Source organism: Chitinophaga filiformis, assembly GCF_023100805.1.
Lineage (GTDB): Bacteria > Bacteroidota > Bacteroidia > Chitinophagales > Chitinophagaceae > Chitinophaga > Chitinophaga filiformis_B.
The window spans coordinates 6,829,100-6,854,932 of sequence record NZ_CP095855.1; the positions used below are offsets into that span (position 1 = coordinate 6,829,100).

The 25,833-nt window shown below is 48.4% G+C and carries 15 protein-coding genes; 7 read left to right on the plus strand and 8 right to left on the minus strand.

Translation table 11 applies throughout. The features are described 5' to 3' along the window. Positions 1 to 7: 7 nt before the first annotated feature. From MYF79_RS26570 to MYF79_RS26595, 6 genes are all read right to left on the minus strand, one after another. Complete coding sequence (locus tag MYF79_RS26570; RefSeq protein ID WP_247810919.1) at positions 8 to 1,138, minus strand: glycoside hydrolase family 105 protein; 1,131 nt, start codon at positions 1,136 to 1,138, stop codon at positions 8 to 10. 31 nt (positions 1,139 to 1,169) lie between these two features. Next, complete coding sequence (locus MYF79_RS26575; protein WP_247810920.1) at positions 1,170 to 2,882, minus strand: RagB/SusD family nutrient uptake outer membrane protein; 1,713 nt, start codon at positions 2,880 to 2,882, stop codon at positions 1,170 to 1,172. A gap of 55 nt (positions 2,883 to 2,937) precedes the next feature. Beyond that, positions 2,938 to 6,072, minus strand: a complete 3,135-nt coding sequence (locus tag MYF79_RS26580; protein ID WP_247810921.1) for a SusC/RagA family TonB-linked outer membrane protein — start codon at positions 6,070 to 6,072, stop codon at positions 2,938 to 2,940. A gap of 485 nt (positions 6,073 to 6,557) precedes the next feature. Next, entirely contained in the window at positions 6,558 to 8,657 is a 2,100-nt protein-coding gene (locus tag MYF79_RS26585; protein ID WP_247810922.1) for a chondroitinase-B domain-containing protein, read from the minus strand. A 173-nt stretch (positions 8,658 to 8,830) separates the two neighbouring features. Beyond that, complete coding sequence (locus MYF79_RS26590) at positions 8,831 to 9,322, minus strand: hypothetical protein (protein ID WP_247810923.1); 492 nt, start codon at positions 9,320 to 9,322, stop codon at positions 8,831 to 8,833. A 12-nt stretch (positions 9,323 to 9,334) separates the two neighbouring features. Further along, positions 9,335 to 10,399: a serpin family protein gene (locus MYF79_RS26595; RefSeq protein ID WP_247810924.1), complete on the minus strand. Its 1,065-nt coding sequence runs from the start codon at positions 10,397 to 10,399 to the stop codon at positions 9,335 to 9,337. 187 nt (positions 10,400 to 10,586) lie between these two features. On the opposite strand from MYF79_RS26595, the gene MYF79_RS26600 reads away from it, so the two are divergent. From MYF79_RS26600 to MYF79_RS26625, 6 genes are all read left to right on the plus strand, one after another. Next, entirely contained in the window at positions 10,587 to 14,672 is a 4,086-nt protein-coding gene (locus tag MYF79_RS26600; protein ID WP_247810925.1) for a hybrid sensor histidine kinase/response regulator transcription factor, read from the plus strand. Between the two features lie 218 nt (positions 14,673 to 14,890). Continuing rightward, positions 14,891 to 18,073 carry a SusC/RagA family TonB-linked outer membrane protein gene (locus MYF79_RS26605; protein WP_247810926.1) on the plus strand — a complete coding sequence of 1,061 codons (3,183 nt, stop codon included), beginning with the start codon at positions 14,891 to 14,893 and terminating at the stop codon, positions 18,071 to 18,073. Positions 18,074 to 18,093: 20 nt separating this feature from the next. Further along, entirely contained in the window at positions 18,094 to 19,737 is a 1,644-nt protein-coding gene (locus MYF79_RS26610; protein WP_247810927.1) for a RagB/SusD family nutrient uptake outer membrane protein, read from the plus strand. 17 nt (positions 19,738 to 19,754) lie between these two features. Beyond that, complete coding sequence (locus tag MYF79_RS26615; RefSeq protein ID WP_247810928.1) at positions 19,755 to 21,014, plus strand: glycan-binding surface protein; 1,260 nt, start codon at positions 19,755 to 19,757, stop codon at positions 21,012 to 21,014. An 89-nt stretch (positions 21,015 to 21,103) separates the two neighbouring features. Continuing rightward, positions 21,104 to 22,846: an alpha-L-arabinofuranosidase gene (locus tag MYF79_RS26620; RefSeq protein ID WP_247810929.1), complete on the plus strand. Its 1,743-nt coding sequence runs from the start codon at positions 21,104 to 21,106 to the stop codon at positions 22,844 to 22,846. Between the two features lie 111 nt (positions 22,847 to 22,957). Next, the gene (locus tag MYF79_RS26625; RefSeq protein WP_247810930.1) at positions 22,958 to 24,424 is read left to right on the plus strand and encodes an MFS transporter; all 1,467 of its coding nucleotides are present in this window, start codon (positions 22,958 to 22,960) and stop codon (positions 24,422 to 24,424) included. Positions 24,425 to 24,436: 12 nt separating this feature from the next. Here MYF79_RS26625 and MYF79_RS26630 read toward each other — a convergent pair whose 3' ends face one another. Both MYF79_RS26630 and MYF79_RS26635 read right to left on the minus strand, forming a co-directional pair. Continuing rightward, positions 24,437 to 24,904, minus strand: coding sequence for a group II truncated hemoglobin (locus MYF79_RS26630; protein WP_247810931.1), 468 nt, complete (start codon positions 24,902 to 24,904; stop codon positions 24,437 to 24,439). A gap of 16 nt (positions 24,905 to 24,920) precedes the next feature. Beyond that, positions 24,921 to 25,244: an antibiotic biosynthesis monooxygenase family protein gene (locus MYF79_RS26635; protein WP_247810932.1), complete on the minus strand. Its 324-nt coding sequence runs from the start codon at positions 25,242 to 25,244 to the stop codon at positions 24,921 to 24,923. Between the two features lie 175 nt (positions 25,245 to 25,419). Between MYF79_RS26635 and MYF79_RS26640 the strand changes: the two genes are divergently transcribed. Beyond that, on the plus strand, positions 25,420 to 25,785 hold the full coding sequence (locus tag MYF79_RS26640; RefSeq protein WP_247810933.1) for a winged helix-turn-helix transcriptional regulator: 366 nt from the start codon (positions 25,420 to 25,422) through the stop codon (positions 25,783 to 25,785). Positions 25,786 to 25,833: the final 48 nt, after the last annotated feature.

The window sequence follows — 25,833 nt, forward strand, 5'->3', positions numbered from 1 at the left end:
TGGGAAACTATCTTAACAGGGCAGCGGCACACCATAACAGTGGCGCCTGTCCATGCATATCGCCGGTAATGCGTTTGCGGTCCAGGTAATACTGCCGGTCGTTCTTTTTGTTGGTGCCTTCACAGACTTCACGCACATCGCCATTACTATCGATATACGTTACCAGCGCCAGCCATGCCTTACGTGCGGCAGGACCATATACTTTTGCATCAAGCCATCCCTCTTTTACACCTGTGATCATGGCAAAGGTGAACATGCCGGTGCCGGACGTTTCAGGCCATGAAGCCGGGTCGTCTATCAGCTGCCGCCACATGCCATCTGCTGCCTGGTATTTTAATAATGCCGCCATCATCTTTTTGTATCCTTCCATAATGCGGTGCCTGTTGGGACTATTGGCCGGCAATGAACGTAACAGCTCACTCATACCTGCGGCCATCCAGCCATCACCTCTGCCCCAGAAGAATGGAACGTCCGGCGCATGATAAAAGAGGCCATTAGGTTGCTGCAATGAATCGAGGTAGACCACCATTTCCTTCGCTGCGCGGTCTATGTATTCCCGCCTGCCGGTAGCACGGTAGGCCTGCGCCTGTACGGCCGTGATCATGAACATGTCATCGATCCACATCCGTGTTTGCCATGTAAGGCCCTGCTTCGCATGCTCAAGCCCTTCAGGCTTCACGTGTGGTCCTTCCGGTGCGCCCCATTGTTTGTCGGCGATCTCTTTTCCCAGCTTCAGGTAACGTGGGTCTTTTGTTTGCTGATACAGCTCCAGCGGTACAGATCCGAACACGGTATGGTCCACATGGTCCGGCTTGGGCACCAGCCCTGAATCTGGCCCAAAAAGCGGCTCAAAACGCTCCGCCAGTTTTGTTGTCAGCGTCTTGTCCCTGCTTTCCTTTGCGAATGCCAATGCGCCATACCAGGCGCATACCTCCGGATAGCTGATCACTTTGGGCGGTGTGGGCCTGCCGAAGTTGGGATGTGGGGAGGCAATGAAACGATTGGCCACCCGTTTACCTACCTCCTGCGGGGAGCTCTCTTTCGGAAAATTCTTCAGTGTGCCGGTTTGCGCATACGCCACACTACAATGGATAAAGACCGTCATGGACAGGAGTATGCCTGCAGGCTTTCTTTTCATATGTTTGTTTTTACGGTTAATAGAAATTCACTTACCACTGCGGGTTCTGCGGATATTTGGCGCCTGTTGTCGTGGCATCTATCTGCGTCTGGGGAACAGGCCGGAGCATATGTTTCTCCTGGATATTCTTCTGGCCGTCTGTATTGTGTAATCTTACCCGTTTCACCAGCTGCCCCGTTCTTACCAGGTCCTGCCATCTCGTAAGTTCTCCGCATAACTCGCGGGCACGTTCATCCAGGATGAAATCCAGCGAGAGGTCGGCAACCTGTACTTCCATTTCCTGCGGATTGCCGGTAGGATAAGCCGCCCTTCTGCGGATCGCATTGATGAAAGGAAGTGCATCAGCGGGCCGTCCGTCCATGAACGCTGCTTCTGCAGCTACCAGGTAAGTGTCTGCCAGCCGGTACACAATGATAGGCCGGATAGATGGCGCATTCATATCAGTGCGCTTCGTATCAAAATATTTCGTCAGGGCGGGCGCTAAAGTAGGCGCGTATTTGCCGGGTGTAATGACCTGGTAGGGAGTCGCCTTTATCTGCGCATCGGGCATCTCATAACCGGGCATAAATATGGCAGTATCCCCTATGCCGAACCTTGGCTGCCCGGGACGGGCACTGGCCGGCGCACCCGGTGGTAAAGGGTCAGGCCAGTCAGGGATCAGCTTACGTGCATTACAGATCCAGGCAATCTGAAAACTTTTACTATACCGGGTATCATTCACCTTGTCGGCAAACACGGTGTCTGTGAGCCAACGGGTAGGGATCACGCGTATATAAGGCCGTCCGTAAAATACATCCCGTTGCATGCCCGGCTGGTTTTCATACTGCGGTACCCACAGATGACAGAGCAGGTTATCTGCATCCCTGTTATCCTGTTTAGGGGAACCGTTGTACGCAAGATTAGAGGTATGCTGCACGGTCCACAGCACTTCCATATTCGCTTCGTTCCCTTCCTGGAATACCTTCGCAAAATCGGGCAGCAAACCCACACCAGATGCCCCGCTGTTATTGATCAATGCAGTGGCTGTGGCATAGGCATTTTTATAGTCATCTGCTTTTTTAGCCCGGGAGCCAGCTCTTGTAAGGTAGACCTTAGCCAGCAGGTGTGTAGCAGCAGCGGCAGTGGCCCGTCCCGGTTGTACACCGGCACTCAGCGGTCCGGGCGGCAGGCTGGCAATTGCAGCATTCAGGTCTTCGATAATGAAATCATATACATCCGCCAGAGGGTCGCGTACGGCCGAGGTGGTAGGCGTACTCTGGAAATGCCTGTTCAGTGTTACATCACCCCATTGCTGCACTAGGATGAAATAATAATTGGCCCGCAGGAACCGCGCTTCCCCCACCATCCTCTTTTTAAGCGTTGAATCCATGCCTGGTATCTTAGGAGCATTATCCACCAGTCCATTGCAGGTATTGATGTACGTATAGCAATACTTCCAGACATTCGTCACATTGCCATTGGATGCGGTATAATTGCTGGAATAGGTATTCAGATCGGAACTGCCATCCACGCCTCTTTTAAATTCATCGGTGCCGCATACCGTCAGGCTGTAATAGTCCTGCGGTCCCCATATCCAGCGGGTACCTGAATAGGCAGCATTCAAACCGGCATCAAAGCCCTGTGCGGTGGTGAAAAAATCCGGCGTAAGCACAGAATGAGGTTCTTCCTCCAGTTTCTTCTGGCAGCCGTAAAACAGCCCTGTTATAAACAGGAGACGGGTAAGATATATACAGACCTTTTTCATATACTGATAGTTTTTGCGGTTCTTCCGGAACAATGCCCGTTTTACACGATATGTATCACAGCGACACGTTAACACCAAATATCATTGACCAGGTGCCCGGCGTATCTACATTCAATCCTCCCTGGTTATTAGTGCCTGCGCCCGAACCCATGGAAGTTTCAGGATCGATGCCCTTGTACTTGTTCCGGTAGGGAGAAAAGAGAATAAAAGGATTCTGGGCAGTTGTGTATATCCTTACTGCGCCAACACCCCATCGTTTCACCATAGCGGGTGTCAGGCTATAACCCAAACTGATGGTGCGGATCTTCAGATAGCTTCCGTCGAAATAACTTAAGAGGGAACTGTTGGGCGTATTGGTATTGGCATGGTTCGGTTTAGGATAAAAGTTCTCACCGCTGCCGGGTGTCCAGTAATGCACATCCAGGTTATTGTAATTACTCTGGTAGGTGTTGATAAAACTACCGCTCTGATGCATCTTACTCACGATCATCCCGCCTATTCTTACGAAGGCCACAACTGTCAGATCAAAGCCTTTAAACGTAAAGCGGTTGGTGATGCCACCTTCCCATTTCGGCTGATTGGAACCTAATATCACCCTGTCGTCTGCATTGATCAATGAATCGCCATTGGTGTTTGCAAGCCTCATCTGGCCTATCACCGAGCCGGGATGCGTTACCGTCAGCCCATATCCTTTTGCGATCAGCGAATCTTCTTTTGTATTCTGCCAGATGCCCTGCTTCTTATAGTCGAAGATGACGCCGATAGGATAGCCTACAAACCAGTTGTTATTGATGTCTCTTGTTACGCCATTGGCCAGCTGGGTGATCTTGCCGCGGTTGATGAATACATTGAGATTGGTGGTCCAGCCGAAACCATTGCCTGCATCGCGGATATTCACGGTACTGAGTTGTAACTCGATACCCTTATTAGATGTCTTTCCGACATTCGTCAGAATGGCGTTGGGGATACCAGAGGTAGGCGGTAAGGTCTGCGGCAGTAATAAAGAGCTGGTGCGCTGCTTATATACATCCACTGACCCTGCGATGCGGTTATCCCAGAGGCTGAAGTCGATACCTGCGTTGAGCGTAGCAGTGTATTCCCAGGTAAGGGCCGGATTGGCCACATTCGTGGGATAAGCACCGGTAACATTGGCGGAGCCGTAATTGTAGGTAACAGGCGACAAAGCACCCAATGTCTGATAAGGAGAGATAGCGGTGTTACCAACAGAACCATATCCTACTCTCAGCTTCAGGTTGGTGAGCGCATGCGCCTTCGAGAGGAAGCCTTCTCTGGACAGGTTCCAGGCAGCTGATACAGATGGGAACACATGGTACTTATTACCCGGCGCCAGACGGGAAGATCCGTCTGAACGCAGGGTCAGGGTCAGTAAGTATCTTTCATCATAGTTATAATTCAGTCTTGCCATGTAAGAGAGAATGTCCCATTTCTCATATTTGCCTTGTCCTGTGAGGTTGGCTGAATACTGCGGATTGTAATACTGCAGGAAATCTGCCAGGATGGAGTTGTTGTTGAAGGTATTGGACTGCACTGCAGATTCCTGCAAACTGTATAAACCGGTGAAGTTGATGTTGTGTTTCCGGGCAATCGTTTTCTCGTAGATCAGCAGGTTCTCAAGCGTATAGTCGAGGGTCATATTCGTCTGATTGCTGGAGGTAGACAAGGTGCCCTGGTTATATGTTGTTTTGCTGGCATAGAAATTTCCGTACACATCATTCCTGAGCTCTGCACCTGCATTGAACCTGTATTTCAGGCCCTTCGCCAGGTTGATCTCCGCATATAAAGTAGTGAAGGTGCCCGATCTTTTACGTGTCTCCACAGCTGCACCCGGCAGGAAATTAGCCAGGGGATTCCATACCTGGCTGGCAGTACCGGGTACATATGCATTCATTAAAGCACCGGTACTGTCGTACGGCGATACAAGCGGATTAGCGCGCAATACCTGCCCCATCGGGTTGGCATTCTCACCGTTGGTAATAGAATACGTATTCAGTGTATTGAGCCCCACTTTTACCGATTTTCCCAGTTGCTGATCAATACTCGCTTTCACTGAAAAGCGTTCGAAAGACTGACCGGAGTAGATGCCGGTTTCTTTATAATAGCCGCCAGATAAGGCATATTGCGTCGTTTCTGATCCACCGGTAATACCTAACTGATGATTGGTACTCATGCCTGTTTTATAGATCAGTTGCTGCCAGTTAGTGCTTCGTCCCATTTTAATGCCCTGCACTTCTTCCTGGCTGAAGCTGCCATTGGTATAAAAGGAGGGATCGTCCAGACCGGTGTATTTGCCGGGTGTTTCATTGATGAGCGCCCATTTTTTGAAGGTGGTGAACTGTTGCCCGTCCATTACATCATATTCACCCAGGTTCTTTACAAATCCGGCGTAGGCGCTGTAGGTTATAACAGGCCTTCCGGTTTTGCCCCTGCGGGTACTGACCAGGATTACGCCATTGGCGCCCCTTGAACCATAGATGGCAGTGGCAGAAGCGTCTTTCAGTACTTCTACAGATACGACGTCATCGGGGTTGAGATCGTTGATATCGCCGTTAAAAGGGATACCGTCTACGATAAACAATGGATCATTGGACGCATTCACGGATCTTGTTCCCCGCACGAGTATTTTAGGTTTTGCACCGGGCTTGCTGTTACCACCGTTCTTCTGTACATCGATGCCAGCGCCCTGTCCCTGCAATGCCTGGCTCAGGTTGGCCACAGGTACGGACCTGAGGGCCTGTTCTTTAATAGAAACGATGGAGCCTGTTACATCTGATTTCTTTTGTGTACCGTATCCTACCACCACTACTTCATTCAGACCTTTGTTGTCTACCTGCAGGGAAATGACCAGCGACTGCGGATCGTCGCCCACAACGATCTCTTTACGTACATATCCGGTAAAGGAGATGCTGAGCACAGATCTTTTCGGAACAGTAATGCTGAACTGTCCGCCGGCCATTGCGGCAGTTCCGTTTGTTCCACCTTTTACTCTGACGATAGCTCCCGGCAGCGGATTGCCCTGTTCGTTCGTGATGATGCCTTTAATTACTACCCCCTCTTGCTGACGGGCGTATACACTGCCCGATAAAAAAATTAAATAATACCATATGGCAATAGCCCATATCTTCCTGGTTCTGCAACTATTGCATGTAATTGCAGTGATCAGATCTTTCATAACGGAATTTTTAATTGTTAGGCGGAACTTATACTGATGGAACCTGGATAAAATGCTAAGCCCTGCTGACAATGCCAGACGTGATTAGAACATAAGTTAAGTGTGCAAACGATTGCATAAATAGAGAATAGAATTCCCATCCCATGTATTTCATGAGAGTACCAACGTTGACAATTTATTCCTTATTCATGCAAACGTTTGCACATATCGAAATAAGAAACTGTTAAAGGATAATTAAGCTCATAATTTAATTGGTGATTTTGGTGAAGAAGATAAGTAAATGCTACCGGGCCAGGAACGATCAAACTTTCATAACGTAATAACTTGAGAGACTAAGCTATCTACTGTGGAACACTGTTTTAAAGTTAAACAAAAGGCATTGAAAAAAGGCTCCATACCACTTGTCTAATTTTATCATTTACTTATACTTTTTTCTCATCCATAAAGCTATTAGAGTGATCTGACGGAGAATATCCTCTCTTTACCTACAGTTTCTGCAGCTTCTTTGTACACGATCTTCCATTATGCTGTAACTCCAGCAGGTACATACCGGCAGGGGCTTTGTCTGACCGAAAGGGCACGGTGTATTGTCCTGCCGACAGCTGTGCATTGATCAGCACTGCTATCGCTTTACCATTCATATCATATACGGCTAAGCGGGTCCTGCCGGCATCCGGCAGTGTGAAATGAATAGTGGCCTGCTCTGAGAACGGGTTAGGAGAAGTATTTAAGTTCATTTCAGGTGCTGCACTATTCTTTATCGCGGCAACATCCTGCCTGGCGCTGCCTGTGGGTATATTCACTTCTGTGTAGCTGTTCCAGGCATTCACGCTGTTACCGTGCCCCAGTATCCGTACATATTTCGCCTGCCGGGCAGTGAAGGTGAAGGTCTCCAGGTTAAGGGAGGTACCGCTGCTGACCCGTCCTGTAGACGCATTGGTCCAGGCAGCGCCATCATTGCTTGTTAAGATATCGAAGGTAGAGGTGCGGGTATTGCCGTTATAAAATGCGATCTGTACACTGGAAACAGACACTGTATTGTTCAGGCAGAATTGTATCCATTGCCCGTCGCCATTGGCAGACCAGCGTGTGTTCAGATCGCCGTCCAGTACATTGGCAGGCACATTACCATCATCGGCGCTGGCGGATACAGGCTGGCAGGACGTGCCGGGATTGCCGGCTGCATTGGGCCCCACCATTGCTGCAGTGAGTATCCGTGCAATAACCGGAGCGCCGGATACTTCATCTGCGCCGATTTCCAGTGAAGATGTACGGGGCTGTCCGTCCATGTCTGTCGTTACAGATGGATAAGATCCCGTAGCAGCGCCAATAGCGGGACTACCGGACTGCAGGTGGAAAGTGCCGGTTGCATCCCTGGCCAGCAGCGGATTGGCAGTAGTGTATCCGCTGGAAGGCATGTCGCCGTCGCCATTCGTATTGTAGAGCATATTGCCGCTCCATACGGCGCCGGTATAAGGTCCGGCAATGGTGGCTGCGGCTCCCCCGCCCTGTACAATATTGTTAGCGATAGTAATAGCGGTTGCTCCCAGGCCATTGGTGCGCCCGGCCTGGATGATGTTGGCGGGATTGTTGACCAGCGTATTAAAAGCGATCAATACACGATCCGGACGGTCATGTACCGTCAGCGCATCTCCATCGGCCACTTCTCCATCACCATTGCCCACATTGATAGCGGGGTTACAGTTTTCGAAATGATTGCTGAAGATCTTATGATCATCTCCGAAAATACGCACACCCGGGGTGTTGATAAAATAGTTGCCATAAATAACATTGAAATTACCATGACGCAAGGTGAGGTGCGCAGGACAATTACGGATCGTGTTATAGCGGAATGTAACTGCTGATGCTTTGATAGACACCAGCTCGTTCTCTCCCTCGCAATCCTCAAACAGGTTGTGTTCTATAATGCTGTTGCTGGAAGATAAACTGTAACCGCTAAGGCCCACCTGTACTGATTCTGCCCCGTTACCTGTTTGTGGGTTATGATCAAGGAAATAGTTGTGGTGGATATGTATGCGCTGACATATCTGGCTACCAGAACCACGCATAGCTATAAACCGGCCCAATGCATTCTTGTGCTGGAATGTATTGTAGTCTACTTCATGATCATTGCCGTTGATCAGCAGGTTCTCCCCTTCCCCGGGTGTTTCAAACACATTCTGCGTCCAGCGGCAGAAACTGGTCCCGCTGGCCATCGTAGCCTGGGAGGCATTGAAAGTGAATTTAAATCCTCGGATAACGATGTACCTGGCAGGGCTGACAATATTAAAACCGGCAGTACCACTGATCACCGCACCACCTATGGACTGGGCAGCAATCGTAATAGGCTGTGTAGCAGTCCCCTGTTTACTGATGGTAATATCAGTACTGGCGGAATAGGTGCCATTGGCCAGGACGATCACATCGCCCGGCGCCGCATTGTTAATGGCCGTTTGCAGGGCCGATAAGGACGACACATTAATAGTGGCTGCATGGAGATGTCCGGACAGGCACAGGATGGAAAACAACAGGCAGGCTTTCAGGTTGCCGGGCAGGCATAAAAATGGCTTGATTAGCTGTTTCATTTGGATTTTTTTTTACAATAATTGATTAAGGGAGTGATAAAAACAGGTTATATAAAAGTGGGAATTCTGCACCTGCTTTTTAAGCGGAGTCAACGTGGTTGTTCTAAGATAGGATTTTTTTGGTAACAAACAATGGAGCCAGACTTTTGAATGTATATCACCCTGTCCGAACCTTACTCTTCTGTCTTATAATACCTCAATGTTACATGATACACCCCATCCCGGTATTTACGCGTGTAAGTCCCCGCAATATGATGATAAGCGCCTGCGCCACCCGTAATAGGGAAATCATGATCCGGGGCAATGGTATCTCCCGGCATCAGGTTAAATGAGCCAATCGCTGAAATACTGCCGTCCGGCAACTGAAACACCGTGGTAGTAGTGCAATCATAGCGTTTGCTGCGCAGGTTGTAGTACATGCTGGAAAATACATCCTGGGTAATAGTGTCTCTCCCGCCTGTGCTGTCATGACAGGTGGCAAGCGCCTGTTCTATCAGCCCATTGTATACTCCGGAATCGGCCTGCTGGTAATTATACAGGGTATCAAACTGGTTCTGTATATCTGATTGCTGGTAAGTCAGCTCGATAACAACAGGATTTGATGCCTTATGTTGTTTGCAGGCGGTAAAGGCCAGCACTGCACAAATAACCGGAAGAATCTTCATGTATTGAATTTTTTATTTATTGTCGTTGTCAGGAGAAGCGGAGACTTTTGCCATCAACGCCGTGTTTTCGACCTTCATCATGAAATAAGGGTTTCGCACTTTATCTTTCTTTAATATCATTACAAAAGGCTTATCAAAGAGCAAATGTTTAACAGTTGGCTTTGGCGCTTCGGGCATGTCTACTATTGCAGCAGCAGAATCAACCATTTCGGCTTCGCTTTCTATTTTAGCTCCGAATTGATTCAATACCAGCGCGGTTCGCTGATATGCTTTTACAATTTTATGTTCTTCATCCCCGACTGAAAAGTGTGTGTTTTCGATTCCACTGAAATTATTGCCCAGATTAAAACTGACTATGGGAATAACCACTTCGTCAGATTCATTCAAAGCATATTTCCATGCAGCTGTCGCAGCAGTATCGCTCTTTCTTCCGGCCTCAATTGCAGCATAAATGTTTTCCAGCGTGGTACTTAAACGAGTATCCTGAGAGAAACCCTTCGCTAAGATCATTTCATTGCCCTCCTGTTCAAGGGATATACTGATGATAAATTCATCATCACTCTTATAGTATAAAATTCCTATTTCGGATGCAATAGTTTCTGAATAATACGGCATCCCAAACGCTCTTACAGACTCTCCATTAAATGCGAAACTATATGTTATACTATCCATCGGATAGCGGAAGCTTAGTGATTTCCCAAATGCGGTACGTACACTTATCTTTTGTTCTGTCACTTTAATATCCTTTACATATTCACCCACCTCCAACGCACCTTTATAACTTCCTGATTGTTCCATCAGCTTCAGTTCATCAGATTCCAAATTTTCAGGTTTGCCTATTTGATTTTTTAACTCCTCCCACGCCAGAGCCAAACTGACCGCATAAATTATATTCTTCCCCTTTTCTGCCTGCGCCTCCAGTACCGGCACAAACTGTGTCTGCGAAGATGGCTCCAGCATTTTTATTGGCGGAAAACCATTCGCATACACATCAACCGCCTGATCAGGAGTGTTCGGGGTACATTTGAAAGAGAAAATCGCTAAAAGTACAGGGATGATTAATTGTGATTTTGACATTTTTGTCATGTTGAGAATTAAACTATTGCTTTCTGAAAGGTATATGAATAATAATGAGTATTCCGGCCTTTGCAGTAAAAATAATCATAATACCTATAAAAAGAAATCCTTCACCATACTAAGAGCGGCCCATATGTAAGTTTAAAATGCTATATTTATATTGAGTACAGATGCCTATTCCATGTTGATGAAACTACTACTGATTCCACTGTTATTGCTGGTGAGCTATGCCTATCCACAACAGCCTACTTACCAGTTCTCTTCTTTGAATGTGAACAATGGCCTATCCCACAACCAGGTCAATTACATCTACAAAGACGCTAAAGGCTTTTTGTGGTTTGGAACAATGAGCGGATTGAACCGTTATGACGGTTATTCCTTTAAGATATTCAGACATAACGTAGGGGACGCCAATTCCCTGAGCGATGACTATATCACGGGCATTTATCCCGCGCCGGATAACCGCCTGTATATCAAAACCCGCAACGGCGACAATATCTACGACCCGGTCAGGGAACAATTCTCGGATGCGGCCAAATGGTTGTCGCGGAAAGGACTGCCGGGCTTGTATGTCAACAGTGTTGCACAAACAGGCAATACCTGGTGGGTCTCCTATACAGGAGGCGGTTTGTACAAAATAGACAGTACCGGGCATGCCACCAAGATCCTCATTCCAGGTTCGGGCAATATTACCATCACTGACCTGAAGAAAGATGCACAAAACAGGCTGGCCATCCTCTATACCAATGGCAGGGTGGAAAAACTGGATGTCAGCAATAACAGGATCGTTTACCGCAACGACCGTATTATCCCCCTGATAGAAAAACAACCTGCTGCGCTGCGCTTCTTTATAGATGCACAGGATGATATGTGGATCTATATGCCGGAAAATGACTTTGGCGTCATCTACCTCGATCCGCGGAAAGGAACGGTCAGGCAATTGTCAAGCAGGAACGGCGCTTTAAATAACGACATCGTTAACAGCATTGTGCAGGACGATAAAAACCTCATCTGGATAGGCACGGATCATGGAGGCGTCAATCTGGTGAATAAAAGCGACTTCTCTTCCCGCTTCCTGCTGAACAAGGAAGAAGACCCTAAAAGCGTTGCTGAAAATGCCATTTATGCACTCTACAAAGATAATTTCGGCATCGTATGGTGTGGCACCTATAAAAGAGGTATCAGTTATTTTACAGAGAACATGCTGAAATTCCCGCTCTATAAACATAACATGAGCGATAAACAGAGCCTCAGCTACAATGATGTGAACTGCTTTGCCGAAGACAAAAAAGGAAATATCTGGATCGGTACCAATGGAGGCGGCCTTATTTACTACGATCGCAGCACCGGTACATATACCCGGCATCAACACAATCCTGCGGATGACAACAGTATCAGTAAAGACGTTATCGTCAGCCTTTACGTGGATGAACATGACAACCTGTGGATCGGGTACTATTTCGGGGGAATGGACTATTACAACAAAGGCCGGATCACCCATTATCAGCACAATGAAAAGAATCCCAACAGTCTTGGCAACAAGACCGTCTGGAAAATATACAGGGATAAGCGTAACAATTTCTGGGCAGGTACCCTCGGCGGCGGATTAGACAGGTTTGATCACGGCAACAGCATTTTCTACCATAATAATGTGAATCAACCTGCTTCCGTTCATTCCAACTTCATCACCGCCTTTGCGGAAGATAAAAAAGGGAATCTCTGGATAGCCACCGCTTATGGCATTGATGTACTGGACAATTCCAAAGGCATCTTTGTACATTATCTCACCACCACCCACCAGCTAAGCAATGATAATGTGTTCTCCCTGCTCTACGACCGGAATGGGCACATGTGGGCAGGTACGCGTTCCGGCCTCAATGTATTCGACGAAGCCACACAGACATTTAAGTCGTTTACGGTAAAAGACGGGCTGCCCGACAATAATATCATCAGCATACTGGAAGACAATGAGGGCTATCTCTGGGTCAGTACCTCTAACGGATTGAGCAGGGTGGCGGTAAAGGAAGGTCCTGACGGACAGCTCAGCATCAGCTGCCGGAATTATGATGATAAAGACGGCCTGCAGGGAAAAGCCTTCAACGTCAATGCCGCCTGTAAGCTCCGTTCAGGCGAACTGATATTTGGTGGCGCCGATGGGTTCAACCTCTTCAATCCTGCATCCCTGCCACAAAATACCAATAAGCCCGCCATTGTATTAACAGGTCTGCAGCTGTCCAACAAGACGGTAGAGGTCAATGAAAAGGTGGGCCGCCGCGTTATCCTGCCGGCATCCCTGTCAGAGACCAAAGAGATCGTGCTGAAATACAATGAGAATGATTTCTCTATTGATTTTGCAGCCTTAAACTTCATCAATACCGACAAAAACCAGTATGCCTACAAGCTGGAGAATTTCAACAACGAATGGCTGACCACCGACGGTAAGACAAGACGTATCACTTACACCAATATCAATCCCGGTACTTATACCCTCTTACTGAAAGCCGCCAATGAAGACGGCTACTGGAACGAGGAAGGTATTTCCCTGAAGATCCGCATCAAGCCACCCTTCTGGAAAACGCCCCTGGCCTACGTCCTCTACCTGGTACTGGTGGTATCCATATTGCTGCTGCTGAGAAGAAGGGTGATCAGGCGGGCCCATACCCGCTTCGTGCTTGAACAGGAAAGAAAGGAAGCGCAGCGCATGCACGAGCTGGATATGATGAAGATCAAGCTGTTCACAAATGTCAGCCACGAGTTCCGTACTCCCGTGTCGCTGATATTGGCGCCTATGGAAGAGATCATCAGTCAGACAAAGGAACAGGACGACAGGAACAAGTTCCAGCTCATTTACCGCAACGCCAAACGCTTACTGAACCTCGTCAACCAGCTGATGGACTTCCGGAGGATGGAGATGCACGAGCTGAAACTCGACCCTGTAAGAGGGGATATTGCCGGTTTTATAAAGGACGTTGCCTGCTCTTTCACAGACCTGGCAGAGCGGAAACGGATCAACTTCTCCTACCAGAGCAGTTGCAGCCAGCTGTATACCAGTTTCGACCACGATAAGATAGAACGGATCCTGTTCAACCTCCTGTCCAATGCTTTCAAATTTACGCCCCAGGGAGGCACGGTAACTGTTGAAATGACTACAAGTGCCACCGGCGATACAACCTGGACGGAAATACGGGTTAAAGACACAGGGATCGGCATTCCGCCGGAGCGACATGAAAAGGTCTTCGAACAGTTCTTCCAGAGCGATATGCCAGGCGGCTTTGTAAACCGGGGCAGCGGTATCGGACTGGCCATTACGAAGGAATTCGTCAAACTCAGTAACGGCACCATTACTGTAGAAAGTGAGGTGAACAAGGGGAGCTGCTTTATTGTGAAACTGCCCTTTGAGCTATCCCGCGAACAGGCCCCGCAAGTAGAACCTGTTCTCGTCGCATCAGCGGTCCCCATATCCACACCTGAAGATGGGCTCCTCCCTGCCACTGCCGACCTGCATGAGACGGCAACCGGGAAACAGACCATCCTCCTCATAGAAGACAATGACGACTTCCGTTTCTACCTGAAAGAGAACCTGAAGGCCTATTTCAATATCATTGAGGCAGCCGATGGCGGCGCAGGATGGCAAAAGACCCTGTCCGGGCATCCGGACCTGGTGGTGAGCGATATCAATATGCCCGTTATGGACGGTGTTGAACTGTGCGGAAAGATCAAACACGACAACCGCACCCGCCACATCCCGGTAATACTGCTCACCGCCATGGCAGGCGAAGAAGAACAGCTGAAAGGACTGGAAACCGGCGCGGCAGATTATATGGTGAAACCTTTCAACTTCGAGATCATGCTGTCCAGGATCCGTAACCTCCTGGCAAGACAGACCCTCGTGAAACATGTTATCGGCGCCCCCGAAACAGCGGACGAAGAGCATGTTCCCTCCCCTAACGAGAAATTCCTGGAGAAAGTACTGGCGATTGTGGAAAAGAACCTCTCCAACGCCGGTTTCTCGGTAGAAGAACTCAGCCGGGAACTTTGTATGAACCGGGTATCTGTTTACCGGCGTATTTTCTCCCTCACGGGACAAACGCCGGTGGAGTTCATCCGCACCGTACGCCTCAAAAAAGCGGCCCAGTTGCTGTCAAAAACTGAAATGAACGTGACAGAGGTCGCCTATGAGGTCGGGTTTAACAATCCTAAATACTTCACCAAATACTTTAAAATGGCCTACAACATGCTGCCCTCCGCCTACGTTGCCTGCATGAGAAAATAGGCCCCTGCAAAGAGCTATACCCATCCATGTAACATTTGATACCCCTGCTGCAACATTTTATCCAATTTAATAAACATTGTACAACCCTCGCTTTCCCCTCATAACGATACTTTTATCCTATCGTTATGAGGGACATCATGCCGTTATTTGACAAACCAAAATCAAAAGATCGCGCATTCATTTAAACATTTAATATCCACGCTATGAAACGAGCCAGTATGACTGGAAGATCATACCTGATGGTATGGGCCATGATCTTCTTTTGGGCTTTAAGTATGCCAGCCCGGGCACAGCAGCAATCCGGCGGTGAACGGACTGTTTCCGGAACAGTCACCTCCAGACAAACAGGCAACCCCGTTCCGGGCGCCTCCATTATTATTAAGGGGACAAAAAAAGGAACCACAACTGATGACAAAGGACATTTTACTATTCAGGCAGCTCCCGGCCAGGTAATCAGTATTGCCTCTATGGGTTTTATGCCCCGGGACGTCAAGACAGGCAATTCCGGCACTGTCAGCGTCTCATTGGAAGACGACTACCGCAAGCTGAACGACGTAGTCGTGGTAGGTTATGGTACCATGAAGAAAAGGGACCAGAGCAGCGCCCAGGTATCTATCAGCGCTGCTGACGCAGACCGTACCATCAATACGACCATCGACCAGGCCATCCAGGGCCGTGCAGCCGGTGTATACGTAACCCAGAACTCCGGGCAACCGGGTGGAGGGATCTCCGTAAATATCCGGGGGGTGAATACCCTCAGCGGCACCAATGAGCCTTTATACGTAGTGGATGGGGTACAGATCCAGCCGTCTACCGTGTCTTATGGCAATACCAGCTCTGTGAATGCACTGGCGGGTATCAATCCGGCAGACATTGCATCGTACGACATCCTGCAGGGACCTTCCGCCACCGCGATATATGGCTCCCGTGCTACCAATGGAGTGGTGCTGATCACTACCAAAAGAGGAAAGTCCGGCCAGGTGAAGCTGTCCTACAATTATCTCTATACCCTTCAGGACAAACCCGACGACATCACCACCATGAGCCTCTCGCAGTTTGCTGAAATGAACAATGAAATTGCGCGGCTGCTGAACCGCACCCCTACGCCTGAGTTCCAGAATCCCGGCGTATTAGGACAAGGCACCAACTGGCAGAACGCACTCTTTAAAACAGCCCCCCTGCAGAAACACCAGGTGAACCTGAGCGGAGGCTCCGACAAGACCACTTATTACATGTCGGGTGAATACTTCAAACAGGATGGTGTGGCCGTCGGCTCCAATTTCAACCGCTACTCCTTCCGCCTCAACCTGGACAACCAGGCATTTACATGGCTGAAATTGAGCACCTCACTGAACTTCTACCAGACAAAAGAAAAACTGTCTGCCACCAGTGAGGACGTGGTTAGGAACGCCATCAACCTGGCGCCCAATATTCCTGTGAAAAACCCGGATGGCAGCTGGGGTGGCGCTACGGAAAACGAATATGGCGGCAACGCAAAATATGCACCGCTCAATCCTGTAGCGATCGCCAACCTGGTACGCAATGATTATAAACGTACCGGCGGATTGGGAGGAGCCAGTGCAGAAATAAATATCATCAAGGGACTGACCTTCCGCACCAGCTTCAATGGCAACTTTGAATATGCCGATGGCAGCAAATTCACGCCTACCTACCGCTTAGGGTACAATGTCAATGAGAAAGCTTCGCTGGCCATCAGCAACAACAGGAATTTCTACTGGAACCTCAACGAACTGTTGCAATACAACAGGGACCTGGGCAAACACAGTTTCAGCGTGATGGTGAGCCACGAAGCACAGGCCTGGAACAACCAGGGCTTCTCTGCACAACGTGTCGGTTTTGCCAGCAATGATATTCCTTCCCTGAACCTGGGCGACGCCTTAGGACAAACCACCGGCAGCTATAAGAGTTCAGGTGCGTTAGAGTCTTACCTCGGTCGTATCAACTACACCTACGATAATAAATACATCCTGCAACTGGCGGGAAGGGCAGATGGTTCCTCCAACTTCGGTGTAGACAACAGGTGGGGTTATTTCCCTTCCGTGTCTGTTGCCTGGCGACTGAGCGGCGAAAACTTCATGAAAGAGCTGCCATTTATCAATGAACTGAAGATCCGCGCTGAAATTGGTACTACCGGTAACAATGGCAGCGGCGGCGCACAATACTCTTCCCTGACTGCCGTAACCACGCCATGGGGCGCAGGCTTCCGCACCGGGCAATATGGTAACGCAGGCCTTAAATGGGAATCGACCGAAACAAAGAACATCGGCTTTAACCTGAGCGTACTGAAAGACAGGATACAGCTGGAAGGCGACTACTATATCAAGAAAACAAACAACCTGCTGATGCCTAACCCGCTCCCTGCCTATATGGGTACACAGGGCGAAGGCGCTATCAATCCTCCTGTAGTGAATATCGGCGCCATGCAGAACAAAGGTTTCGGTATTACGCTGAATACGGTGAATATCGATAATCGCAGCGGTTTCTCCTGGAGATCAAACTTCAACATCTCCTCCTTCAAAACCAAGATCACCAAGTTCTATTCAGATGCAGCCTTCCTGTCCCGCTCTGCCTGGTACATGAATAACTTCACCTCACGCTCTGCAATAGGCATCGCGCCATGGCAGTTCTACGGTTACATTTCCGATGGATTGTTCCAGTCTGTAGATGAGATCAACAACAGCGCCATTCCTGCACAATCGGATGGTACCCGCTTACCGGTATCAAAAGATGGTGGTGTGTGGGTTGGAGATGTGAAATACAAAGACCTTAACGGGGACAAGATCATCGACTCGCGCGACCAGACCTATATCGGTAATCCATGGCCCAAGCTGACATTCGGTTTTACCAATACTTTCTCCTATAAAGGATTTGATCTCAGCATACTGGTGACCGGCGTACAGGGCAATGACATTTTCAACTACCTGCGTTTTGAAACTACCAATCCAAACAACATCAACCTGGGCCGCAACCTGCTGCAGGAATCATTCGGCTATGCACGCATCTCCGACGAAGGCGGCAAAACAGTATTACTGAATCCCGGTACAAAGGTGCCGAGAATTGTAGGTAACGATGTAAATGGTAACGGCAACCGTTTCACTAACCTCTTCGTAGAAGACGGCTCATATATCAGGATCAAAAATGTGCAACTGGGGTATACCATTCCATCCTCACTCATCAGGCATCAGTCTGTAGTAAGAAGCGTCCGCTTATCTGCAGGCGTACAGAACCTGGCCACTTTCACAAAGTATAAAGGATACGATCCTGAAGTGGGCGCCTATCTTGGAAAAGAAGTACAGTTAAACAGTCAGCTGATCGGTGTGGACGCCGGCCGCTATCCGTTAACCAGGTTATATTCTGCAAGTGTAGCTGTTGATTTTTAATGAGCCTTTAAACAATCACCATGAAAAAGAGAAACTATAATAAATACCTCATCACGTTTATATGCCTGGTTGCGCTGTCAGCCTGTAGTAAGGATTTCCTGAACAGGCCACCGGAAGATGCGATCGTTGACGTAAACTTCTATAAATCGTCCGACCAGGTGCTGGCTGGTACTGCGCCATTGTACAACATCGTATGGTTTGCCTACAATGACAAGGCATCTCATGGTATCGGAGACGGCAGGGCCGGAGTTCTCATGTCGGGGTCTTACCAGGTGGATAATATCAGGATGCAGACAACAGACGTAACGCCTGAAGTATACAGCTCCTGGACGGCTTTCTTTAATGTTGTTGCCCAGTCTAATATGGTGATCAACAACCTCACCAAATACACTGCTTCCAGCGTACCTGAAAATGTTAAACAGGCAGGTATTGCAGAAGGACGTTTCATGAGAGGACTGGCCTATTCCTACCTGGTACAGAACTGGGGACCTGTTCCCATCATCGTGGACAATAACGTACTGCTCACCGATACTTCCATCACGCGGAACACCATAGAATCTGTATGGGAGTTCATCATCCGCGACATGCGTTTTGCTGCGCAAAGTCTGCCTGCTGCACCACTTCAGAAAGGCCGTCTCACCAAATGGGCAGCAGAAGGCATGCTGGCGAAGGCATTCCTCACACGTGCCGGTATATCCGGTTCCCGCAATCAGTCAGACCTGGACAGTGCAGCATGGTACGCCAATGATGTGATCGTGAACAGTGGCGCTGCTTTAATGAGCAATTATGAAGACCTGTTCATGATGAAGAACAACAACAATTCTGAAAGCCTGTTCGCATTACAATGGAAATATGATGGCGACTGGGGTACGCAGAACAGTGTACAGGCCTTCCTCGCTTTCGGTTCTGAAATAACAGGTTTCGGAGACGGATGGGGCGGCGACCTGGGTGCATCGCTGGACCAGCTGCAGTTGTACAGGATTGACGACAAACGCCGTAAAGGTACATTTATGTTCCCCGGCGATCATTACTCCTACATTCATCAGTCAGTAGACGATCCTAACAATCCTGGTAAAAAGATCATACAGGAACTGCAGGTGCCATGGAATTTTGTGGGCACGGAAAGATACAATACCAGGGCCTGGGTGAAGAAGTATGTGGTAGGACGTCCTGAAGACAATGATGGCAAAGTAACACAACAGCATACCGAGATGAACACCTATATGCTTCGCCTGGCAGATGTATACCTGGTATATGCAGAAGCAGTACTGGGTAATTCACCATCTACCAGCGACGCCAAAGCGCTGCAGTATTTCAATGCAGTACGTACCAGGGCCGGTGTACCAGCAAAGACCAGCATCACCTGGGATGATATCTATGTGGAAAGAAGACTGGAACTGGCCATGGAAGGACAGGCATGGTATGATATCGTAAGACTGCATTATTATAATCCTTCAAAAGCGATCGCCCTGCTGAACAACCAGAACAGGGGCACATACAGGATCGTTGCCAATGCAGCTACCAATGCTACTTCCTGGACCATTACATCAGATACGCCTGCATTCTACCCCGTAACAGAAAGCAACTTCCAGTTGCCCTACCCTGCCGCGGAAATGACAGCAGCGCCAAACCTGAGAAAACCACCGGTGCCATACAAGTTTTAATTAAAAAAGAATACGTTATGACTCACTATATATCAGCCACTATCAGAAATATGAAATGGGTACTTTTCTTTATCCTGCCGGTGGCGCTTTCCCTGTTCGTATCCTGTTCAAAAGATGAGAGCCATTCAGGTGTGCCTATTGTCAGCAGCGTTACCCTGCTGGATTCCACCAAACAGGACAGCGCCTTTGTAAGGGCTTTACCGGGTACGCTGATACTGATCACAGGTCAGAACCTGGGCGGCATCACGCAGGTAGATTTCAACGGGAAGAGTGCATACTTTAATCCGACATACAACACCGATACACGCCTGATCATCACTATACCCGACAATGCACCGACAGAAGCAACAGATCCGCATGTTCCCAATACGATCCGTATTGTGACCACACATGGTGAAACCGCCTACTCTTTTGTTGTAGACATACCACCGCCATCCATTGCAGCTATCTCGAACGAAAATGCACTTGCCGGCGATTCCCTGATCATTTATGGGTCCAGTCTCTGGCTCATTGACAAGATCGTTTTCCCCGGCGGCAGAGAGGTTACTGCATTTGCGGCCAACGAAGCAGGCACCAGGGTTGGGCTGATCATGCCAGACCTGGGCACAGATACCGGCAGACTGGTGATCCATGCAAAATATGGCAGCACTATGTCTGACGGACCTTTAAACGACCACGAAAGCGGTGATGTAATCAGCAACCTGACCAATTCCGGTGAAACAGGAGAAACGCCTGTGTTCAACTGGGGATGGTGGGGCGCTAACAGAACAAACGATGCAACACTCTTCCCCGGTACAAGGGGAAGCTACCTCCAGAACATCTTCGGTGGTGTAGGCGCAAACGACGGGGCATGGTGGAACGGCAACCGTTCCGGCAATTTCTCCGATATCAACACCATGTTCACTGCAGACATCATGACACAACAGGCTTCCAACTACGCCCTGAAGTTTGAGATCAACACGAAGGAACCGTGGACTGCCGGCATTAACCTGATCCGCTTCGGCGATAACTACGCTTACCGCTTCATGCCCTGGTCAGGCGCAGCCAACAGCAAATTTGATACAGACGATAAATGGGTAACCGTTACGATCAATTTAAGTGCCTTTAAGGCAGCAGCCGATGGTAAGGAAGGAACAGGTGCAGGTGCTGTGACCATGGGAGATCTGCTGAAACCCGGCGGTGTTGTAGCATTCGGTTATCGCTTTATCACAGAAGATGCTCCTGTTGATGTATACAATGCTGCTTTCGACAATTTCAGAATTATCAAGGTCAGATAGAAGATGTTAGTTAGTTACCGGGAAAAGACCAGGTCCGCGGAAGCAATTTCGTGGGCCTGTCTTAAAGTATCATGAATAAAACTTAGCGGATGAAGAGAATATCAGCTATCTGTTCGATGTGTATGGGAATATTGATAGCAACAGCATGCAGCAAGAATGGCACCGAAAAATACAACGATGAAAATAACGGCACTGATACAAGCGGCGTAGTCGTAAAGCCCGATGACCCTTCAGTGGCAGCCAGTATAGGATTCTTCCAGGACCGTTGGGCGCCAAAGAATTTCACAGCGCCCGCTTACACCGAAGCAACGCCTCCTTCTTCAACGACGTACGCAGTAAATGTAGACGCTTCCGTTGTACTGACCAAGATCTCTCCCGCACTATTTGGCAACAACAGTAATCCCTACATGAGCCAGATAGTAACAGAGCCTGTACTGATGGAACATCTGACTAACCTGCATCCCGGCATTATCAGGTTTCCCGGCGGCAACATCAGCAGTGTCTATTTCTGGAACAGGCAGCCGGGCAATCCCCCAGCTGATGCACCCGCCAAGGTCCTGAATGCGGATGGATATCAGACCGACCCGGGGTACTGGTATGGCGGTACTACGCTTAGCTGGAGCCTGTCTGTCGACAACTATTACAAGATGTTACAGCTGACGGGCAATGAAGGTATCATCACTGTCAATTACGGCTATGCGCGGTACGGCACCAGCGCCGATCCTGTTGCTGCAGCCGCTCACCTGGCAGCTGACTGGGTAAGGTATGACAATGGGCGCACGAAGTACTGGGAAATAGGCAATGAAAGCAATGGTAACTGGCAGACCGGCTACAGGATAGATGTATCGCAGAACAAGGACGGGCAGCCGGCACTGGTCAGCGGACAATTGTACGGCCGCCATTATAAAGTATTTGCAGACTCGATGCGTAAAGCAGCTGCTGAAAAAGGTAAAACGATCTATATAGGCGCACAGTTGCTGGAACATGAACCCGCGTTCTGGGCCAATGATGTAGATAAACAGTGGAACAGCGGTGTGCTGCAACAGGCAGGGGCCGCGGCAGATTACTTTATCGTGCACAGCTATTTTACACCCTACAATACCAATTCAAATCCGCAGGAAGTACTTGCCTCTGCAGGCACTGTTACGAAGGCGATATACGATTATCTGTCGTCTTCCATTTCGGGCAATGGCGCTGCTATGAAACCAATAGCGCTGACTGAATGGAACATCTTCGCAGTAGGCTCGCAACAAATGGTATCGCAGGTGGCAGGCATGCACGCGGTAATGGTGTGGGGAGAACTGATGAAAAACAAGTTCGGCATGGCCAGTCGCTGGGACCTTGCCAATGCCTGGGAAAATGGTAACGACATGGGGCTTTTCAGCCAGGGAGAATCTGCTTCCGGCGAAACACAATGGTCGCCCAGACCGGCCTTCTATTACCAGTATTTCCTGCAAAAATTCCTGGGCGACAGGTGCATCAATGCAACGGTGTCTGACAGCAGTGCCAACATCAATGCATACGCATCCACCTTTAGTTCCGGAGAAGTGTCTGTCACGCTGGTGAACCGGGGGGCGATGACGCAGAACGTAGCGCTTAGCTTTAAGAATTTCAATCCCGGCGCCCGTTTTTACTGGTATGTATTAAACGGCGGAGAAGGCAGCACCGGCTTCTCCCGCAAGGTATTTATAAATGGCGCAGGCCCTTCAGGTATTGCAGGCGGTCCTGCTGCTTACACTACTTTGAAGGCATATGCTGCCAGCACCGGCAATGGCGTAAAGATCGCATTGCCGCCAATGTCTGTCGTCAATTTGGTTGTGGATAAAAAATAGGCTTATCAAAAGCCGGTGTCGTTTCAACGATGCCGGCCTTAACTCATTGGTACTCCGGGAATGAAATTTGTAATAGACGCTGGAACGTACTGAAACTTTAACAGCGGACTTATGAATTTAAAACCGAAAGAAGTACTAACGGAGAGTGAAGTCCGAAGGGGAATGAATGTAGTGATATGGGACGGGCTTGCTTCGGAAATGATGACTACTTTTACCGGTAGCGCCTTCCTCGTGGCGATGGCGCTCCTGATGGGCGCCAATAATGTTCAGATCGGGATACTGGCAGCATTGCCGACATTTACCAATATTTTTCAACTCATATCAATAGGGCTTGTCCGCAAGTTTAACAACCGGCGGGCCATTGCTGTGTTCTGCGCTTTCCTGGCCAGGTTTCCCCTGGTTTGTATCGGCCTCAGCGCCATCTGGTTTGCCGGCAGCTCCATCAGCGTTCTTATTTTCTTCCTTTTCTTTTACTACCTGTTCGGATCTATTGCCGGTCCTGCCTGGAACTCCTGGATGAAAGACCTCATTCCGGAAAATATGCTGGGCGATTACTTCTCCCGGCGCAGCCGATATAACCAAATACTGGATGTGGTATTAAGTATTGTACTGGCCGTATTGCTGGACTTTGTCAAAAGCAGGTATCCGGAATTTGAGCTGCGGGTATATGCTATTTTCTTCATCATTGCAGGCATCGTGGGCACCATCGGAGGATATGTATTGTCATGGGCGCCGGAGCCTCAATCATATCTATCCAGCGCAAATATCCTTTCCTTATTTAAGCAGCCTTTAAAAGATAAGAATTTCCGCAGATTGCTGACATTTAACTCCGCCTGGGTATTTGCATTGAACATAGCAACTCCCTTCTTTACCGTATTTATGATGAAAGCGATGGGGCTGCCTATTTCCTATATCATTATTCTTTCTATCATCAGCCAGCTGTCAAGTATTATGACCATACGCGTGTGGGGCACCTTTGCCGACCGGTACAGCAATAAAACCATTATAGCACTGAGCGCCCCTATCTACATTGTATGTATCATTGCATGGTGTTTTGTGGGGATCTACACCAATCTCTATATTAACCTGGTATTGCTTGCAGGCATTCATATATTCACAGGTATTTCCACCGCAGGTATTAACCTCTCACTTACCAATATAGGATTGAAACTGGCGCCCCGGGAAGATGCCATTGTGTATCTGTCAGTAAAGAATATCATCACCGCCTTCTTTTCCTCATTAGGCCCATTGGTGGGTGGTATACTGGCTGACTATTTCAGCAGCAGGAGCCTGCTGATCACTGCACAATGGAGTGCTCCCGGTATTACCAAGGTAGGTCGCCTGGTATCTCTCCATCAGTGGAACTTCCTGTTCCTGATAGGTGCATTATTAGCCTTACTGTCAATGGAATTACTTACCCACGTAAATGAAGTGGGTGAAGTGGATAAGGACGTAGTGAAAAAGGTCATGCGAAAAAGTATTAAAAGAGACCTCAAGGAATATTTCCTGATAGGCAATATTATCAGCTGGCATGAACAACTCCGTACAATTATCAAACTGAAAAGAAGAAACGTATAATGTACCGCCTTTTTAAGGCTGGTAAGGGCCGCCGGGCACTCCCCAGCCCCACTTAGGCATAGGCTCATCTGTATTCATATTGATATCAGCCAGATTGGAGTTCATTACTGCCAGGCGGGTGCCCCATTCCAGGTAGGCCATAAAGGCAGACCTGAATTCAGGATCTTCGGGCAGTCCCAGCTCATCCGCCGTTTCAACCAACAGTTTCACCCATTGCTTACGATGTTGTTCAGTCAGGTGTTTGCCAATGTGTTTTTGTATCATGCGGAAATGGCTTCCTTCATGGGTGCTGTAAAATGCAGGACCACCAAACACTTCTGCAATAAAGTGGGCCACATGCAGCTGGTGCTCTTTGGACATATGCCTGAACACAGGTTCCAGCAGCTCGTCCTGTAATACCTTTGCATAAAAGCGGTCTGTCAGTTTTTCAAATACGGGCATTCCTCCGGCCCATTCATACAAGGTGGGTATAGTATTCATATAGCTTCCTTACTTATTATCTTTTCCAGTTCACCAGTGGTGGATGATAATGTTTCATCTCAGCGATATTACTATAAAATGGTTTAACAAGCTGAAAAAATCCTGCAAACTGCTCACTTTTACGGAACTTTTGCAGATGATCTTCTTCTGATGTCCAGTAGATGGTGACGATGTAATGATCCGGTTCATCACTCCCCTTGATAATGTTATACCCCTTACAATAAGGAGATGCCTCCAGCAAATTCCCTGCATCAAGATAAGCCTTCTCAAACGCAGCATGATCGGATGCAGAAATATTGTACCTGATAATTTCAACGCTGTAGTCTTTGTTGTCTTCCATATTTTTTTTCTTAGTTTGTGCAAAGGATGGAGCCATTATAAACAGGCAACAAATGGCGATAAGATGGGATAGCATTTTCATGGCCCCAAGTTGCCACATTTTAACGGATCCGGCAATAACTTACCAAAAAGTAAGCCCGGCAACAACAGTTTTTATCATCTGAATTTATACGCCAATGATCAAACTACATAACAAAACATACACCTGTCCTGTTGATGTAACGCTGAGCTTTATCGGCGGCAAATGGAAGATACTGATCCTTTCCCATCTCAATATTTTCAGCGACAGAGGCTTCAGTGAGATAAGGGATAATTTACCGGGCATTTCAGAAAAGATGCTGGTACAGCAACTAAAGGAACTGGAAAGAGATCAGCTTATCGAAAAGAAAGTACTTTCCCTGAAGCCTTACCGGGTGCAGTATAATATTACGCCAACGGGCAGGTCCTTATCGCCCTTATTCGACTTCCTGAGCGAGTATGGTATTAATTACCTCAAACAGCATGGCATAGACTATATCAAAGATCAGCACCTGTATAAATAGGCCATCCCGAAGGATAACAGTAACTTAACATACCGCCATATCGATTTT

Coding starts and splice junctions, on each gene's coding strand:
- MYF79_RS26570 (WP_247810919.1), bottom strand. CDS start 1,138: ATGAAAAGAAAGCCTGCAGGCATACTCCTGTCCATGACGGTCTTTATC.
- MYF79_RS26575 (WP_247810920.1), bottom strand. CDS start 2,882: ATGAAAAAGGTCTGTATATATCTTACCCGTCTCCTGTTTATAACAGGG.
- MYF79_RS26580 (WP_247810921.1), bottom strand. CDS start 6,072: ATGAAAGATCTGATCACTGCAATTACATGCAATAGTTGCAGAACCAGG.
- MYF79_RS26585 (WP_247810922.1), bottom strand. CDS start 8,657: ATGAAACAGCTAATCAAGCCATTTTTATGCCTGCCCGGCAACCTGAAA.
- MYF79_RS26590 (WP_247810923.1), bottom strand. CDS start 9,322: ATGAAGATTCTTCCGGTTATTTGTGCAGTGCTGGCCTTTACCGCCTGC.
- MYF79_RS26595 (WP_247810924.1), bottom strand. CDS start 10,399: ATGTCAAAATCACAATTAATCATCCCTGTACTTTTAGCGATTTTCTCT.
- MYF79_RS26600 (WP_247810925.1), top strand. CDS start 10,587: ATGAAACTACTACTGATTCCACTGTTATTGCTGGTGAGCTATGCCTAT.
- MYF79_RS26605 (WP_247810926.1), top strand. CDS start 14,891: ATGACTGGAAGATCATACCTGATGGTATGGGCCATGATCTTCTTTTGG.
- MYF79_RS26610 (WP_247810927.1), top strand. CDS start 18,094: ATGAAAAAGAGAAACTATAATAAATACCTCATCACGTTTATATGCCTG.
- MYF79_RS26615 (WP_247810928.1), top strand. CDS start 19,755: ATGACTCACTATATATCAGCCACTATCAGAAATATGAAATGGGTACTT.
- MYF79_RS26620 (WP_247810929.1), top strand. CDS start 21,104: ATGAAGAGAATATCAGCTATCTGTTCGATGTGTATGGGAATATTGATA.
- MYF79_RS26625 (WP_247810930.1), top strand. CDS start 22,958: ATGAATTTAAAACCGAAAGAAGTACTAACGGAGAGTGAAGTCCGAAGG.
- MYF79_RS26630 (WP_247810931.1), bottom strand. CDS start 24,904: ATGAATACTATACCCACCTTGTATGAATGGGCCGGAGGAATGCCCGTA.
- MYF79_RS26635 (WP_247810932.1), bottom strand. CDS start 25,244: ATGGAAGACAACAAAGACTACAGCGTTGAAATTATCAGGTACAATATT.
- MYF79_RS26640 (WP_247810933.1), top strand. CDS start 25,420: ATGATCAAACTACATAACAAAACATACACCTGTCCTGTTGATGTAACG.